Origin of the sequence: Streptomyces chartreusis (assembly GCF_008704715.1) — a bacterium.
In the GTDB taxonomy this organism is placed as follows: Bacteria; Actinomycetota; Actinomycetes; order Streptomycetales; family Streptomycetaceae; genus Streptomyces; species Streptomyces chartreusis.
On sequence record NZ_CP023689.1, the window covers coordinates 9,678,473 to 9,693,673 of the forward strand.

Below are 15,201 nucleotides of genomic sequence, written 5' to 3' on the forward strand. Positions count from 1 at the left end.
CGCATCCGTCCTTCGGTCGAGACGTGGATCATTCACCACCCAACCTATGCCTCAACAAGCCCCGCTCGTGCGTCAGTTGGGATTTTCCGTGATCAGGACGCGCCGCAGTTCGGCGCCCGCATGATTCCCGAGCTCGAATTGATGCCGAAGAGGCGCGTGAGATACCGGAGCATTTCTGTTGCGGGAAATCCGGCGACGGTACTGAAGTTACCCGCAGGTTTCTCGTGACTTATTTCACGCTTGTGAGTAGAACTCGTTTCCATTGTGTGAATGGAAGGAGATCTACGTGGAGTCAAGACCACCCAGCACGCAGGAAGGAAGAGGCCTTTCTCGTCGTCGCTTCATTGGTAGAACAGGTTCTATTCTAGGCGCCGCGGCTCTCGGCGCAATCGACCTTCCGAACGCCGCCGCACTTCCGCAGGCGGACGTGATCGAACCCGGTGCACAGGTCACCGCACTCGTCATAGGCACCGGCTACGGAGGCTCCGTCACCGCCCTTCGGCTCGCCCAGGCAGGTGTCGACGTCCACATGGTGGAGATGGGCATGGCCTGGGACACCCCGGGAACGGACGGCAAGATCTTCGCCAACACCACCAGCCCCGACTACCGGTCCTTCTGGCTGCGCACCCGGACCAAGCAGCCCCTGAGCAACTTCCTCGGCTTCCCGCTCGACCGAGACGTGCCCCGCTACACGGGCATCCTGGACGCCGAGGAAATGGGCGGCATCGTGGTGTACCAGGGACGGGGAGTCGGCGGCGGCTCCCTCGTCAACGGCGGTATGGCGGTCACCCCCGAACGGAGCCGCTTCCCCGGAGTGCTCCCGTCGGTCGACGCCGACGAGATGTACGACGTCTACTACCCGCGAGCGAACAGCACCCTCGGCGTCGCCACCATCGACCCGGCCTGGTTCGAGACGACGGAGGCCTACAAGTACGCACGCGTCGGCCGCAAGCACGCCCAACGCTCCAACTTCCGCTTCATGTTCGTCCCCAACGTCTACGACTGGGACTACATGAAGCAGGAGGCGGCGGGAGCGGTGACCAAGTCGGCCCTGGCCGGCGAGATCCTCTACGGCAACAACCACGGCAAGAAGTCCCTGCCGAAGACCTACCTCGCGCAGGCCCGCGCCACCGGCCGGGTCACCATCTCACCCCTGCACCGGGTCACCTCGGTGACCCCGGCCGGCGGCGGCTACACCGTCACCATCGAGCAGCTCGACACGAGCGGAGCCGTCACCACCACCAAGACCGTACGGGCGCAACGGGTGTTCTTCGCCGCGGGCAGCGTCGGCACCAGCAAGCTCCTCGTCCGCCTCAAGGGGACGGGCGCGCTGCCCGGCCTCAACAACGAGGTCGGCAACGGCTGGGGCGAGAACGGCAACGTCATGTGCGGCCGCGCCAACCACCTCTGGGACCCGACCGGAGCCCTCCAGTCGTCCATCCCGACGGCGGGCATCGACAACTGGGCAGCCGGCGGCGCGTTCGCCGAAGTGGCGCCACTGCCCACCGGAATCGAGACCTGGGCGTCGTTCTACCTGTCCATCACCAAGAATCCGCACCGCGGCCGGTTCACCTGGAACGCGGCGACGGGGAAGGTGGACCTGGACTGGCAGACCGCGTGGAAACAGCCATCGATCACCATGGCGAAGTCCATCTTCGACAAGATCAACGCCACCGAGGGAACCATCTACCGAACCGACCTGTTCGGCACCTACAAGATCTGGGGCGACCACCTCACGTACCACCCGCTCGGTGGAGCCGTCCTCGACAAGGCCACTGACAACTACGGTCGCCTGCACGGCCATCCGGGCCTATACGTGACGGACGGCGCGCTCATTCCCGGCAACGTCAGCGTCAACCCCTTCGTCACGATCACCGCGCTCGCCGAGCGCAACATCGAGAAGGTCATCGCCGAGGACTTCTGACCGCCGACACGTCCCGTCGACGGGACGTGCGGACAACTGTGGGCCGTGGCCGATGCGCCCCGGCCCGCAGCTCTAGGCGCGCCTCATCAGGAACCCTGCGGCGACGGCAGCACACACACGCTGTCGAGCCCCAGTACATGGTTGAGCCGGCCGAACGCGAGCCATGAGCCGATGCTCATGCTCAACTCCACGATCTCCGCCTGGCTGTAGTGGGCCTTCATCCGTGCCCAGAACTCCTCGTCCAGGTTGTGATGGTCGACCGCGTAGCGCTCCGCGTACTCGGCGGCGAGCCGGGTCCGCACGTCGAAGGCGTCCGTCGTACGCCACTCGGTGACCGCGTCCAGGAACCCGTCCTCGACCTTCTCCCCGTCACGTTCGGTGCGCCAGTCCAGACAGAACAGGCATCCGTTGATCTGCGCGATGCGCAGCCGGGCCGCCTCGAACTCGCGCAGTCCGAGGGTCGTGTACTGATACACGGACAGGGAGAAGGTGCTGGCCGCCTGGCCGATCTCGGGCACCAGGTCGCCCCAGACGTACGGGATGGGCTCGGCGCCCGATGGGATGTCGATCTGCATGATCACTTCTTTCCCAGTCTGCCCACCGCGGGGCGCAGCGGGACGTCGAGTGCGTCGTAGAGACCCGGTCCGGCCTCGACGAGCCAGTCGATGGCGTTCACCAGACGGCCGGCCGCCGTCGCGTTGCCGCCGGCAGCCCTGTTCTCACCCTCGTCCGTGGCCTCGACCGAGACCTCGATGCGGGGGCGCCCTTCGATGATCACGCGGTGCGCACCCGCTCCGCCGTCCGGCGGCGCCGGCCAGTCCGTGGCGCAGGTCGCGTGGATGCGGGTGATGTGCTCGACGATGATGCGGGGCTCGCCCGCCACCACGCCCTGCACCTCGAGCCGTACCGCTCCCTGGGTGCCGGCCGCGAACTCGCCCATCGTGCCGGTGACGACGGAGGTTTCGAGGGGGCGGCGTTCCAACGTCTCCTCGATGCCGTCCAGTTCGACGCCGAGGGCCCGTGCCATCATCCGCAGCTGTCCGCCCCAGATCATCGTCGGAATGCCCTCGGCCAGCATCAACGGCTGATAGTCCAGGGGGTGTCCCATGCCGATCAGGTCGCGAACGGCTTCCTCCTGGTCGTACGTCGAGTAGTCGAAGATCTCCTGGCACCGGACGGCGTCGATCTCGGACCCCAGCCCGCTGACCAGCAGCGGCAGCACGTCGTTGGCCCAGCCGGGGTCCACTCCCGACACGAACAGCGAACCGCCCCCGGCCCGCGCGGCCTCGGCCAGCACGTCGCGGATCTCGTCGGGGGCGTTCGTGCAGTCGTACATGCCGTAGACGGACGGCGTGACGACCACCGCACCGGCGCGGAGCGCGCGGCCGATGTCCTCGATCGCGCCGTCCGGGCGTACGTCACCGGATGCCGCGTACACGACCGCCCGGGGGCCGGCCGACAGAACCGCCTCGACGTCGTCCGTCGCCGCCACTCCGAGGCGCCGCCCGAGATCGCTGAGTTCACCCGCGTCCCTGCCGACCTTGGCCGGACTCGACACCAGCACGGCCACAAGGCTGAGCATCGGATGCGCCGCGACAGCCCGGATCGCCGCACGCCCGACGTTGCCTGTGCCCCAAACCACCGTGGGAATCATGGGCGGAGGGTAACGATGCACCCCAAAACTTCCCATAGCCGTGCACGAGGAATGCCGGAGGGGAGGTGGCGAAGGCCCGTTCATGTTCAGGTACATGATGGAGATTCACAAACCAGGCCATCTATCTGACTTCGGTCTGCCAGCAGGGCTTCATGCGCCTGGTCAAGCTCACTCGGAGCGCCAACTCCCCTCCGTTCATTCGAGAATGTGAACCAAGTCCGGTCGACAGTCTTGTCGGCTGACCGAACGGGTCCTATGGTCTCCACCCAGAAAGCGCTTTCTCCAGCGTCATGCGCCACCAGCCCCGCATGTCATGAGCCCGGGGCTGTCGCACACCCACGCGTCACCACATCCACGGTGTACCTCGGTGAACCCAGGAGACGAGATGAGAAGACCTGTCGCACTGCGAATCTCCGCGGCTTCGGCCGCGATGGCCCTGGCGGCTGCGGTCGGCGTGACCCTGTCGATGTCGGAGGCCTCGGCCGCGACCGGCAGCGCCACCGGCTACGCGACCCAGAACGGCGGGACCACGGGCGGTGCCGGCGGACAGACGGTCCGCGCGACCACGGGTACGCAGATCCACGCGGCCCTCTGCAGCCGGGCCGCCAGCAACACGCCGATCACCATCGAGGTCGAGGGCACCATCAACCACGGCAACACCACCAAGGTGTCGGGGGACAGCTGCAACACGGCCGCAGGTGTCATCGAGCTGAAGCAGATCAGCAACGTCACCCTCGTCGGCGTCGGCAGTGGTGCCGTCTTCGACCAACTCGGCATCCACATACGCGAGTCGAGCAACATCATCATCCAGAACGTGACCGTCCGGAACGTGAAGAAGTCGGGCTCGCCCACGTCCAACGGCGGCGACGCGATCGGCATGGAGAGCGACGTCCGCAACGTCTGGGTCGACCACGCCACCCTGCTGGCGTCGGGCGGCGAGTCGGAGGGCTACGACGGCCTGTTCGACATGAAGGACAACACGCAGTACGTGACGCTGTCGTACAGCATCCTCCGCAACTCCGGCCGCGGTGGCCTGATCGGCTCCAGCGAGAGCGACCTGTCCAACGGCTACGTCACCTTCCACCACAACCGCTACGAGAACATCGACTCCCGCGCCCCACTCCTGCGCGGCGGGACCGCCCACGCCTACAACAACCACTACGTGAGCCTGAACGAGTCCGGCATCAACTCGCGGGCCGGCGCAAAGGCGAAGGTGGACAACAACTACTTCGAGGACTCCAAGGATGTCCTCGGCACCTTCTACACGGACCAGCGCGGCTACTGGCAGGTCAGCGGCAACGTCTTCGACAACGTCACCTGGTCCAGCCCCGGCACCGAGAACTACCCCGCCGGTCCCAACCCGCAGTCCAACACCACGGTGAGCATCCCGTACTCCTACTCGCTCGACGCCGCAGCGTGCGTCCCCGACGTCGTGAGCCGCACGGCGGGCGCGGGCACCGGCCTCAAGGTGTCCGACGGCAACTGCTCGGCCCAGACGCCGACGCCCACCCCGACGACCCCGCCCACCACTCCCACGCCCGACCCGACACAGCCCAGCGGCACGAACCTCAGCATCGGGGCCGGCTCCGACGGCTCCAGCAAGGCCGACGGCACCAGCTACGGCAGTGTCCGTGACGGCGACATGAGCACGTACTGGTCACCGTCCGGCTCGACCGGGTCGGTCTCCATCAAGTGGGGTTCGGCGACGGCGGTGTCGAGCGTGGCCATCCGGGAAGCCGCCGGCTCCACGGGAGCCATCGGCTCCTGGCGGCTGCTGAACGCGGACACGGGCGCCGTGCTCACGACCGGCAGTGGTGCGGGCGTCGTCACCTTCCCGCAGACCTCGCTGAAGAAGATCACCTTCGAGATCACCGGCGCGACCGGCACCCCGAAGGTGGCCGAGTTCGAGACCTACGCCTAGCAGGGACAGGGGCCCTCCGAGCCACGACTGCCTACCTCCCCTCCAGTTCGCACAAGGTGCCCCTCACATTCGGGGCAACGATCGGGCGGGTTCGGCAGTCGTAGGGGGTGACGCGTTTCCGTCGCTGGAGCTCTCTGCCAACTGCCGTGCCTCGTCCGGTGGTTGGCAGCGGAGCCCGTCACTCCTGGGAGGGTTCATGAGCCGCTACGCCACACCCCTTGGCGACAGACCGGGCAGCGGGCACGACATCGCCGCGCCTGCCCCGCACGGCAAGCCGGGCGTACGCGCGACAAGCCGCGGTGTCGTGCTGGGGGCCGCCGTCGTCCTGCTGACAGGGGTGGGCGCCCCGGCCGATGCCGCCACGGAGCCGGTCGTCAGCGGTGCCACCGTCAACTCCGGGCACGACGTCATCGTGGGTACCACGCACAACGTGGTCTTCCCGGTCACGGTCAACGGATCGGCCGACCCCGGGCTGTCCTTCGTCGACGTGGACCTCAAAGGACCGCACGGCGGCTTTTACACCACCGACGCGTTCTGCGAGAGCGCGACGGCCTGCACGACGGTGTTCACCGTCAACGCCCACCCCGCCCCGGGCAGCGACGATCCGGTGGACCTGACCAACGCCAACGCGGGCACATGGTCGGTCGACGCCCTCGCCGACACCAGCGACGGAGACTCCGTCTTCGCCCCGGGCGTCGGGTCCTTCCGCCTCAAGCGTGCCGCGCAGCTCACGGTCAACGCGTCACCGGAGCCGGTGACCAAGGGCGCCCGCATCACTGTCACCGGCAAACTCGTGCGGGCCAACTGGGACACCTACCGGTACGCGGGATACGCGGGCCAGACCGTGAACCTCCAGTTCCGCCCGAAGGACAGCAGCACCTACACCACCGTGGTCACGGTGAAGACCAGCAGCACCGGCACCCTGCGCACCACGGTCAAGGCGGTCAAGGACGGCTACTGGCGCTGGAACTTCGCGGGCACGACCACCACCGGCCCGGCCAAGGCCACCGGCGACTACGTCGACGTGCGCCCCTGACCCGACCAGGACCACGAGCCGTTCGTGCCGAGGCCGCCTCAGCGGCATGTGACGATACGGCCATGATGCGACGGCAGAAGAAGCACAGGCGGCGGACAGTCTTGGCCGCGGCCTGTGCGGCGCTGGCGCTCACCGCGTGCAGTCAGGGTGGCGCCGAGAGCGTGGACTCGGGCGGGCGTGAGGCGAAGTACAAGCGCGTCATCGAGGACCCGCACCCGCGCCCCGCCGACGTCATCGAAATGGCAGGAGCGCCCACCGACGTGGCGCGCGCGGACGACGGTTCGCTACTGCTGACGTACGACGCCCGCAACGTCGAGGACGACGAAGGCCCGGCTGCGACCGCCTGGCGCATCATCGGCCCGGACGGGGCCACGGTCGCCCAGCAGGCGGAACACACGGACGCGGAGGCGGCACCGGCCGAGTTCAAGGGGGTGGCCGGCGGCTTCGTGAGGGTGCCGACGGAAGGGGGAGCCGGGGCGGCCTACGCCCTCGACGTACGCGGCAAGCGGCAGAAGGTCGTCATCAGCGGGACGCCAGTGCGCACCCGACCCGGCGACGTCCTTCTCGCCGAACTGGAGCCGACCCTTGTCTACCGCCCGGCCACGCGCACGGCGGCGCCCCCGGCCGGACTGCCGGAAGGCGCGGTCCGCGTCGCTGTCGACGAGGGCGGCACGGTCTGGACCCTGGACCAGTCCTTGACCGAGGACCCCGACCGCGTCGTATGGCAGCGCGACGGGCGCACCTTGGGTTCTACGACGGTCCCGAAGCCGTATGTGGGCGGTGGAGCCATCGTCGCGCGCGGCGGCACCGTGGCCCTGCCGCTCATCCGGAGCGAGAGTGTGAGCGGCCTGCTGGTGACGACCGACGGCGGCGAGCACTGGCGTACGGTCCTCGCGGGCGGCATCGCCTGGAAAAACCTGAAGCGCGGCCCGGAGTCGCTGGTCCTGGAGCTCCTGAGCGATGGTCGACTGCTCGTGGGTGAGGAAGGCGGCCGCTACTGGCTCGCCGACGACCACACCAACACCGCCTTCCACGAACTGAAAACGCCGACGACATTCACGTCCCTCACCGTTCACGGCACGACGCTCTACGGCATGGCGGACGCGACCACGGCGACGTACGGCCTGGTGAAGGGCGAAGGGCTGTGGATCTCTCGCGACGGCGGCCGCGACTGGCGGCGGCACCAGTAGGAGAAGTACCTAGGGTGTGCCGCCACTCTTGCGATCACGACCCGCGAGCTGACCCACCATCATGACGACGAGCCCGGCCAGGAGAAGACCACTGCCGATCAGCGTGCCCGTTGCGCGGGCGCCGGAGTCGCCGATGAGCATTCCGCAGACCAGCTGCCAGCCCAGCGCGAAGGCAAGTACCAGCTGACCCCAGCCGTGGACACGCGGGGAGCGGACATGGCGCCGGTTCCAGGGGAGCATCCAGGCGTGGGTGACCGCCGCGACACCGGAGGCGGCGATGAGAAGCATCAACAGGGCGAGGGGGATGGCGATGTACGGATTCACGGTCACTCCCACGCGTCCCGGTCCCACGCCGGACGCCACCGTGATCATGGCAGGGCGTGCGGGGCGGGTCCATAGCTCACGGCGCGTACTCCTGGAGTCGCTGACCTAAGCCCGTCAGGTGGACCCGAGCTCGCGTTCGAGGCGGTCGGCGGTCCGCTCGGCCTGTCGGGAGCGGGTGAGGGCGCGTCGGCCGAGGGTTGCGGCAGTCAGGCCCGGGGGATGGCGATGACGGCCCCCACCATCCTGTCGAGTCGGGCCTTGTCGTCCCGAACAGCTCCTGACCTCCGCCGACTTCACGGCGGCGACGGTGGGGAAGCGGGCGTCCGATCAGGGCCGGTGGGCCGGCTGGAACAGCTCGATGAGGTTGCCTGCCGGGTCGGCCAGCAGAATCTGACGGCCGCCCGGACCGGCGACGACCTCACTGCGGAAGGTCAACCCCGCACCCCCGAGCCGGTCGATCTCGGCGTCGAGGTCGTCGTAGGTGAGGTGGATGCGGTTGCCGCCCGCGACGGCTGCCTCCTTCGGCGTGGCCCGGGCACCCGAACTCGCCGGGCCCGACAGAAGCAGCCGCAGTCGGCCTCGGGTCACGTCGGCGAAGGCCGGGGCGGCGCTGGAGTTCAGGGTGAACCCGAGGTGGGTGGTGTAGAAGTCGGCGGCGGCCTGCACGTCGTCGACGAGGTAGCGGACGCTCACGTATTCGTCGTGGGAAGTCATGGCTCGGACCTCGTAACGGTCTCGGGGATGTTCAGGACCAGCATCAAGTACCTGATCCGGATGTCTATGTCGGCTGCGGCGTGTTCGAAGGCCGCATAGCCGACCTGGCCCGGGCCGTCCGGCGCGCCGGGGTCGGCCATGCTCCAGTGGACCCGCCGCGCGCCGAACTCCGGGCAGACCTCGCGAGCCTTGTCGCACAGGGTGATCACGTGGTCGAAGCGGCGGTCGGCCAGGTCGTCCACGTGCCGGGTGCGACTGCCGGAGAGGTCGATGCCGAACGACTCGCGCAGCACGCGGACCGCATGCGGATGCAGGTGCGGTTTGGGTCTGGTGCCGGCGCTGGCCGTCGTCACGCGGCCGGCGGTGTGGTGGCGCAGCAGGGCTTCGGCGATCGGCGAGCGGGCGCTGTTCCCGGTGCACACGAAGAGCACCGCCGGGCGGTGGGCTGGCGTCTGGGCGGCCTGACGGCGGGGGAGTGCGGGTGGCTCCGGGCGCAACGCCGGGTGCAGGGCCGCACCGCTTGCCGCCAGCCCGTGAGCGCATCGCTCCAGGTCGAGACGGTAGTAGCTGTCGCGGCCGTCGAAGCTGCTGCGGCGGGCTGTGACCAGTCCGCCGTCGCGGAGCAGCCGTAGGTGGTACGACACCAGGTTCTGCGGCTCCCCGACGCGTTCGACAAGCTCACGGACCCGATGGTCGCCGTCCGCGAGCTCTGTCAGCAGCCGCCAGCGCAGCGGATGCGCTGCCAGCCGCAGGAACTCGGGTGGCGCGACGGTCACGTCCCGGGGATGGGAGGCCATATGTCGACGTTACATCAATTCGGATTGATGCATCACCTAGTCGGCCGATGGTCTCCGCTCCCCGGGGTGGGCCTGGGCCAAGGTGTCCGATGTGTGTGGGCCTGGGCCAAGGGTGTCCGCTGCCGCCTCGGCGAAGTCCCGGATGAGCGGGGACCGGCGAGCCGCCACCCATGCCAGGGCCACTTCGTTGGGGCCGAGGTCGTCCACGGGCAGCGGGAGCACGTCCGGCCGGGTGTAGAAGTTGGCGGTGGACAGCGGGAGCACACAGATGCCGGCTCCGGCGGCCACCAGTTCCAGCTTCTCCTCCACCTGGTGAATCACCGGTACCTCGGGGCGTTCCCCGCTCTGCAACTCCAGCGCAACGTCACGCCACTCAGGAACGGCGTCCGGATCCTGGAGCAGATGCTCGGCGGCCAGGTCCTTGACGGTCACCGATCGCCGGTCGGCCAAGCGATGCCCGACGGGGACCATGACGACCCGGGGTTCCTGGAAGAGAGGACGCACCTCCAGACCCTGCCGGTCGATGGGCAGCCGCACGATCCCGACGTCGGCCCTGCCGTCCAGCAGCACGGCCACCTGGTCCTCCCAAGTGATGCGCAGCAGGCGGACATTGACGTCGGGATGGAGCCCGGTGAAAGCGATCATGGCCGGGGTGACGGTGATGCCGGGCATGAAGCCGATGGTCAGCGACTGCGTGCCCTGAGCCGAGGACTTCACCCGCCTGACCAGAGCCTGGGCCGAGGCGAGCAGCGGGAGGGCGTCCTCCAGCAGCTGTTTTCCGGCTGGGGTGAGCAGGGTGCCGCGGCGGCCGCGGTCGAACACTTCCGCACCGAGCTCGTCCTCCAGGCTGCGGATCTGCCGGGACAGCACCGGCTGGGCGATGTGCAGTCGCTCGGCCGCCCGTCCGAAGTGCAGCTCCTCCGCCACTGCCACGAAGTACCGGAGCTTCCGCAGATCAAGATCCACCTGGGGTCACCGCTAACTCTGTCGCCACGGCACTCGTCGTGGCCGGCCGTATTGGAAGGCGACCACAAATCTACTGCTCAGGTATGTCAGAGCCCCGTAGGTCCGCAGCCGGCCGTGCACGGACGGACCTGCTCAGCGGCGGCCGAGTACGGCCAGTGGGTCGGTGCGGGTGGGAACCCAGCCCAGTTCGGCCCGCGCGCGGGCAGGGGTGAACTGCTGGTCCAGGGCGAACGCGTCGGCGATCGGGCCCATCCGCTCACGAGCCTGCTCCAGGCTGATCGAGACGACCTTGCCGTCGATGCCCGCGGACCGGCTGAGGGCCAGCGCGCAGTCCTTGGCGGTCGGGTTCACGCCGCCCACCCCGACGTACACCGCACCCGGCGCGGCCTTCAGCGCTGCCACGTACAGCTCGGCGATGTCGTCGATGTGCACGAGGGGCCAGTGGTTCTCGCCGGTGCCGATGTACGGGATGGCGCCCGCATCCTTGCCGGGGCTCGTGTAGAAGAGGTCGATCAGGCGGTTCTCGCCGCCGTACAGCAGACCGGGCTGCATCAGGACGGGCCGGCCGCCCTGCCGCGCCCGTCGGAGTACGGCTTCCTCGACGGGCTCGCGCCAGGCGACGAGGGAGGGCGGGTTCCAGGGGGCGGTCTCGTCGGCCACGCCCTGGGTGTCGCCGTAGACCCAGGTGCCGCCCGTGTGCACATAGGGGCCGGAGCCGATGCCGTCCTGCATGGCGGTGGCGGCCGCCAGGTCCTCGTCGCCGGACTCTGCCTGCGCCAGGTGTACGACCGCCTCCGCACGCGCCGCCGCGGCGTTCAGGACGCCGAGATCCCCCAGGCCGCCCGGCACCGGAGCCGCTCCGAGGGCCCTGACCGTCTCGGCGGCACGGTCGTTGCGCGCCAGCGCCTCCACGGTGTGTCCGTGCCGGAGCAGTGCGCCGATCGTCGCCCCGCCGATGTAACCGGATCCGCCGGTGAGGAAAACCCTCATGATCGTGTCTCCTGCGTGTCGGTGGCTTGCCTTGCCCTCACAGCCTCCGTCCGACGACGACGCCCCGTCCAAGACCTCTTCCGGTGCCTGTGATACCCGTGGGGCATCACGGAATCGGGCATGACGTAGATCACGTCAAGAGGCGGCCCGATCTTGGAATGCGCGGTTTCCCACGACTGCTGCACTGTTCATGGGCTCGCCCTGTGTGGGGGCGCGCTGGGCAACGGTGCTCGACGCGGCCGGCCGAGGTGGGAGTCCCCACGACCTCGGCCTTCTCTGCTCCCTCGTCCCTGGACCGCTGTCTTCGAAAGGTTCTACCGCTCCATGCCTCTGGCTCTGTTGGCCCTGGCTGTCGTCGCCTTCGGCATCGGCACGACCGAGTTCGCCACGATGGGGCTGCTGCCCCAGATCGCCGACGGGATCGGGGTGTCGGTACCCCACGCCGGCAACCTCGTGTCGGCCTACGCGCTCGGTGTCGTCGTCGGCGCCCCCGTACTGACCGGCATCTGCGCCCGCGTACCGCACAAGCGGCTGCTGTTGCTGCTGTCGGGACTGTTCGTGATCGGCAACATCGCATCCGCGCTCGCCCCGAACTTCGGCCTGCTGTTCGCGGCGCGATTCCTGGCGGGGCTGCCGCACGGCGCGCTCTTCGGCGTCGGCGCCGTCGTCGCCTCCCGGCTGGTCGCCCCCGATCGGGCCGCACGCGCCGTGTCGAAGATGTTCCTCGGCCTGACCGTCGCGAACATCATCGGCGTCCCGGCCGGCACCGCGCTCGGCCAGCAGCTGGGCTGGCGGTCCGCCTACGCAGCCGTCGCCGTCATCGGCGTCGTCGCGCTGGCCGCCCTGGCCGCGTTCGTTCCCCACCAGCCGCGCGGTCAGCAGGCCGGCATACGGCACGAGGTGCGGGCCATGGCCAACCGGCAGGTCGTGATCGGCCTGGCCACGGCAGTGGTCGGCTTCGGCGGCTTCTTCGCCGTGTACAGCTACCTCGTGCCGATGTTGACCCACCTGACGGGCATCTCCGACACCTCGACCACCCTGGTCCTCGCGCTGTACGGCGTCGGCATGACGGCCGGCACGCTGATCGCCGGCCCCCTCACCGACCGCGCCCTGCGACCGACGCTCTACGCGGGACTCGCCCTGCTCGCGGCCGGGCTGGTGGCGTTCTACTTCACCGTCCACAGCACCGTTCCGGCCCTGGTCACGATCACCTTCATCGGCGCGATGGGTGCCCTGATCACCACGCCCGTACAGATGCTGCTGATGGCGAAGGCCAAGAACGCTCCGACGATGGCCGCGGCCTCCAACCATTCCGCCTTCAACCTGGCCAACGCGGGCGGTGCCTGGCTCGGCGGACTGGCCATCTCCGCGGGCTGGGGCTGGGCTTCTCCGAACCTCGTCGGCGCCGCGCTCGCCGTGGCCGGCCTCGGCCTGGCCTTCACGGGCGGCCTGATGGACCGGGGCGGCCGGGGTTCCGAGAGCTCCGAAGTGATCACGTCGTCCGCGGCGGAAGGCCTGCCGGAGGCGGCACCCACCAGCTCTGCCAAGGGGTGACGACGAGGGGTGGCCTGTGTGAGTGGGTGGCCTGTGTGAGACACACAGGCCACCTGGTCGTTCATGTTCATCTTCGCCGTGCACCGCTTCGAGTCGGGGTCACGCGGTCGGGAAGTTGTCCTGCGACCTGACGCGCTCGCGGATCCAGACGCCGGCGGGCTTCAGCGGCGAGGTGCCGGTCCAGGGGCCGGACCTGTCGCAGGTCCCGGTCTTGAAGACGGCTCCGGAGCGGTTGTCGTCGGAGAAGTTCCAGTTCGTCCAGCTGATCTTCTTGGCCGCCATGAGGTCCAGGTACCGCTGCGACATGGCGAAGTCGTTGCTGCCCTCTCCGGCGTAGTTCTGGGTGCCGAACTCGGTGACGAACACCGGGAGCTTGTCGGCGGCGCGGGAGAGGGTCGCCAGGTACTCGTCGCGGTGCGAGTACGCGTAGAAGTGGAAGGTGTACATGATGTTGGACGCCCTGACCGGGTTGTTCACCACCTCCGACTCGTCGGCTCCCTCGGACACGCCGAACGAGGACCACGCGCGCGTCCCGACGAGCACCGGAGCGTCGGAGTCGATGTTGCGGATGGTCGGGATGATCTGCTCCGCGTAGCTCTTGATCCGCGACCAGCTCACCCCGCTCGGCTCGTTCGCGATCTCGTACAGGATGTTGTTCTTGTCCTTGTTCCGGTTGGCGATGTCGGTGAAGAACTGCCGGGCCTTGCTCAGGTTGGTGTTGGGGTCGCCCGGGGTGAGCATGTGCCAGTCGACGATCACGTACATGCCGCGGTCGGTCGCCTGCTGGATCAGGGAGTTCGCGAGGTTGGTGAAGTGCTGGGGGTTCGTCTCGTAGCCGCCCTCCTGCACGTAGGTCGAGACGCGCAGGACGTCGGCGTTCCAGTCGCCGGCCAGTGCGTCGAGCGAACCGCCGGTCAGACAGTGCGGGTACCACTGGGTGCCGTGGGTGCTCATGCCGCGTAACTGGATGGGGTTCCCGCGGCTGTTGCACAACTTGGTGCCGCAGACCTTGAGCTGGCCGTTGACGGAGACGGGACCGGCAGCCGCCGCGGCACGCTGATCGGTGGTGGTCGCGTGTGCCGATCCCGTCGGGGCGACGCCGAGGAGAAGCAGCAGGGCGCTCCCGAGCGCGGTGGCCACCGCACCCTTCCGTAGCGACAGAAGTGATGCCCTCATATGAACCTCGTTCATGTGAGTGATTGATAGGAAACTTTCCTAATGGAGGAAAGCAGAGCACTTCTGGTGCTACAAGAGGCTCGTCGTCATCCACACTCCCTCGGACATTCACAGGTCGAGTTCATGTACGTGACACCGACACTCAAGGTGCTCACCGGGGACGGAGGGCTGGGCGACGCGTTCCGCTTTGTCCTCTGGCCAACGCGCGTAGACCGCGGGCACGATGCTTCCTGCACCACCTGCACAGCCGCCCCACAGGAACCGTGGCCCACCGCAGGAAGGTCCCCCGATGAAGGTCACCAAGACCTTGAAGCTCCGCTCGGTCCTGACCGCTCTCGCCCTCGTCGTCGCCCCCGGCGCCGTCGTCGTCGGCACCGCCGGCGAAGCGTTCGCCGTCACCAAGATCAGTCACGCCACCGCGACTTCCATGTTCCAGCAGGTCGGTATCACCTGGTCGTCGTCCGGGAACTGCTCCAACCGGAACAACTCCACCTGTACGTCCTTCGATCAGCTCAACCTGGCCACCGCCCAAGGCGCACAGACGCTCAAGCGCGCCAGCGGCTGCGCCGTGAACATCACGGGCGGCACCGAGACCGGACACGCCTCCGGCACGTACTCGCACTGGAACGGCTACAAGCTCGACCTCGCCAAGTACACCTGTGTCGGGAACTACATCAAGAACAACTTCACCTATATCGGCCCGCGCGGTGACGGCGCTCCCCAGTGGCGCTCGGGCTCGGGCAACATCTACGCCGACGAGGGCAACCACTGGGACGTCCTCTACTACAACTGCGGCGGCTGCTGAACCCATCGCCGCACGTCACCGATGACTCCCAGCTCTTCCGGCAGCCTTTCTGAGGCTGCCGGAAGGGGGCCTGAGCACCCTCCGTCGGCCACGGTTATTCTCTGGCAATGTCGAATCAGTCAGTGGCGGCGGGAATCAGTCTCGCTCGGG

14 protein-coding genes are annotated in these 15,201 nt (G+C 68.4%); 6 read left to right on the forward strand and 8 right to left on the reverse strand.

Features of this window, described 5'->3' with window-relative positions; genetic code table 11:
- The first annotated feature begins 286 nt into the window (after positions 1 to 286).
- Positions 287 to 1,924 (forward strand): GMC oxidoreductase, encoded by a 1,638-nt coding sequence (locus tag CP983_RS42690; RefSeq protein WP_185844001.1) that lies wholly within the window; start codon positions 287 to 289, stop codon positions 1,922 to 1,924.
- An 86-nt stretch (positions 1,925 to 2,010) separates the two neighbouring features.
- Here CP983_RS42690 and CP983_RS42695 read toward each other — a convergent pair whose 3' ends face one another.
- Positions 2,011 to 2,499 (reverse strand): carboxymuconolactone decarboxylase family protein, encoded by a 489-nt coding sequence (locus CP983_RS42695; RefSeq protein WP_150505940.1) that lies wholly within the window; start codon positions 2,497 to 2,499, stop codon positions 2,011 to 2,013.
- A 2-nt stretch (positions 2,500 to 2,501) separates the two neighbouring features.
- Positions 2,502 to 3,578: an NAD(P)H-dependent amine dehydrogenase family protein gene (locus tag CP983_RS42700; protein ID WP_150505942.1), complete on the reverse strand. Its 1,077-nt coding sequence runs from the start codon at positions 3,576 to 3,578 to the stop codon at positions 2,502 to 2,504.
- Positions 3,579 to 3,963: 385 nt separating this feature from the next.
- On the opposite strand from CP983_RS42700, the gene CP983_RS42705 reads away from it, so the two are divergent.
- The 3 genes from CP983_RS42705 to CP983_RS42715 all read left to right on the forward strand — a co-directional run bounded on the left by CP983_RS42705 (position 3,964) and on the right by CP983_RS42715 (position 7,725).
- The gene (locus CP983_RS42705; RefSeq protein WP_150505944.1) at positions 3,964 to 5,499 is read left to right on the forward strand and encodes a pectate lyase family protein; all 1,536 of its coding nucleotides are present in this window, start codon (positions 3,964 to 3,966) and stop codon (positions 5,497 to 5,499) included.
- Positions 5,500 to 5,695: 196 nt separating this feature from the next.
- Positions 5,696 to 6,535, forward strand: coding sequence for a calcium-binding protein (locus CP983_RS42710; RefSeq protein WP_229914905.1), 840 nt, complete (start codon positions 5,696 to 5,698; stop codon positions 6,533 to 6,535).
- 62 nt (positions 6,536 to 6,597) lie between these two features.
- A complete protein-coding gene (locus CP983_RS42715) occupies positions 6,598 to 7,725 on the forward strand; it encodes a sialidase family protein (protein WP_150505946.1) in 1,128 nt (375 codons plus the stop codon).
- A gap of 9 nt (positions 7,726 to 7,734) precedes the next feature.
- Here CP983_RS42715 and CP983_RS42720 read toward each other — a convergent pair whose 3' ends face one another.
- From CP983_RS42720 to CP983_RS42740, 5 genes are all read right to left on the reverse strand, one after another.
- Positions 7,735 to 8,049: a hypothetical protein gene (locus CP983_RS42720; protein ID WP_150505948.1), complete on the reverse strand. Its 315-nt coding sequence runs from the start codon at positions 8,047 to 8,049 to the stop codon at positions 7,735 to 7,737.
- 327 nt (positions 8,050 to 8,376) lie between these two features.
- Positions 8,377 to 8,763, reverse strand: coding sequence for a VOC family protein (locus CP983_RS42725; RefSeq protein ID WP_125526893.1), 387 nt, complete (start codon positions 8,761 to 8,763; stop codon positions 8,377 to 8,379).
- On the reverse strand, positions 8,760 to 9,560 hold the full coding sequence (locus tag CP983_RS42730) for a metalloregulator ArsR/SmtB family transcription factor (RefSeq protein ID WP_150505950.1): 801 nt from the start codon (positions 9,558 to 9,560) through the stop codon (positions 8,760 to 8,762). Before CP983_RS42730 ends, CP983_RS42725 begins: the two co-directional genes overlap by 4 nt.
- A 36-nt stretch (positions 9,561 to 9,596) precedes the next feature.
- Positions 9,597 to 10,526, reverse strand: coding sequence for a LysR family transcriptional regulator (locus CP983_RS42735; protein WP_150505952.1), 930 nt, complete (start codon positions 10,524 to 10,526; stop codon positions 9,597 to 9,599).
- A 132-nt stretch (positions 10,527 to 10,658) separates the two neighbouring features.
- Positions 10,659 to 11,516 (reverse strand): NAD-dependent epimerase/dehydratase family protein, encoded by an 858-nt coding sequence (locus CP983_RS42740; protein ID WP_150505954.1) that lies wholly within the window; start codon positions 11,514 to 11,516, stop codon positions 10,659 to 10,661.
- A 324-nt stretch (positions 11,517 to 11,840) separates the two neighbouring features.
- Between CP983_RS42740 and CP983_RS42745 the strand changes: the two genes are divergently transcribed.
- The gene (locus CP983_RS42745; RefSeq protein ID WP_150505956.1) at positions 11,841 to 13,070 is read left to right on the forward strand and encodes an MFS transporter; all 1,230 of its coding nucleotides are present in this window, start codon (positions 11,841 to 11,843) and stop codon (positions 13,068 to 13,070) included.
- A gap of 99 nt (positions 13,071 to 13,169) precedes the next feature.
- On the opposite strand, the gene CP983_RS42750 is transcribed toward CP983_RS42745, so the two are convergent.
- Entirely contained in the window at positions 13,170 to 14,246 is a 1,077-nt protein-coding gene (locus CP983_RS42750; RefSeq protein ID WP_150505958.1) for a glycoside hydrolase family 5 protein, read from the reverse strand.
- 289 nt (positions 14,247 to 14,535) lie between these two features.
- Here CP983_RS42750 and CP983_RS42755 point away from each other — a divergent pair, with 289 nt between their 5' ends.
- Positions 14,536 to 15,051 carry a hypothetical protein gene (locus CP983_RS42755; RefSeq protein WP_150505960.1) on the forward strand — a complete coding sequence of 172 codons (516 nt, stop codon included), beginning with the start codon at positions 14,536 to 14,538 and terminating at the stop codon, positions 15,049 to 15,051.
- The last annotated feature ends 150 nt before the right edge of the window (positions 15,052 to 15,201 follow it).

What these genes read in the sequence shown, in the direction of transcription:
- CP983_RS42695 (WP_150505940.1), bottom strand. Translation starts at nt 2,499, where the DNA reads ATGCAGATCGACATCCCATCGGGCGCCGAGCCCATCCCGTACGTCTGG.
- CP983_RS42700 (WP_150505942.1), bottom strand. Translation starts at nt 3,578, where the DNA reads ATGATTCCCACGGTGGTTTGGGGCACAGGCAACGTCGGGCGTGCGGCG.
- CP983_RS42705 (WP_150505944.1), top strand. Translation starts at nt 3,964, where the DNA reads ATGAGAAGACCTGTCGCACTGCGAATCTCCGCGGCTTCGGCCGCGATG.
- CP983_RS42710 (WP_229914905.1), top strand. Translation starts at nt 5,696, where the DNA reads ATGAGCCGCTACGCCACACCCCTTGGCGACAGACCGGGCAGCGGGCAC.
- CP983_RS42715 (WP_150505946.1), top strand. Translation starts at nt 6,598, where the DNA reads ATGATGCGACGGCAGAAGAAGCACAGGCGGCGGACAGTCTTGGCCGCG.
- CP983_RS42725 (WP_125526893.1), bottom strand. Translation starts at nt 8,763, where the DNA reads ATGACTTCCCACGACGAATACGTGAGCGTCCGCTACCTCGTCGACGAC.
- CP983_RS42730 (WP_150505950.1), bottom strand. Translation starts at nt 9,560, where the DNA reads ATGGCCTCCCATCCCCGGGACGTGACCGTCGCGCCACCCGAGTTCCTG.
- CP983_RS42740 (WP_150505954.1), bottom strand. Translation starts at nt 11,516, where the DNA reads ATGAGGGTTTTCCTCACCGGCGGATCCGGTTACATCGGCGGGGCGACG.
- CP983_RS42745 (WP_150505956.1), top strand. Translation starts at nt 11,841, where the DNA reads ATGCCTCTGGCTCTGTTGGCCCTGGCTGTCGTCGCCTTCGGCATCGGC.
- CP983_RS42750 (WP_150505958.1), bottom strand. Translation starts at nt 14,246, where the DNA reads ATGAGGGCATCACTTCTGTCGCTACGGAAGGGTGCGGTGGCCACCGCG.
- CP983_RS42755 (WP_150505960.1), top strand. Translation starts at nt 14,536, where the DNA reads ATGAAGGTCACCAAGACCTTGAAGCTCCGCTCGGTCCTGACCGCTCTC.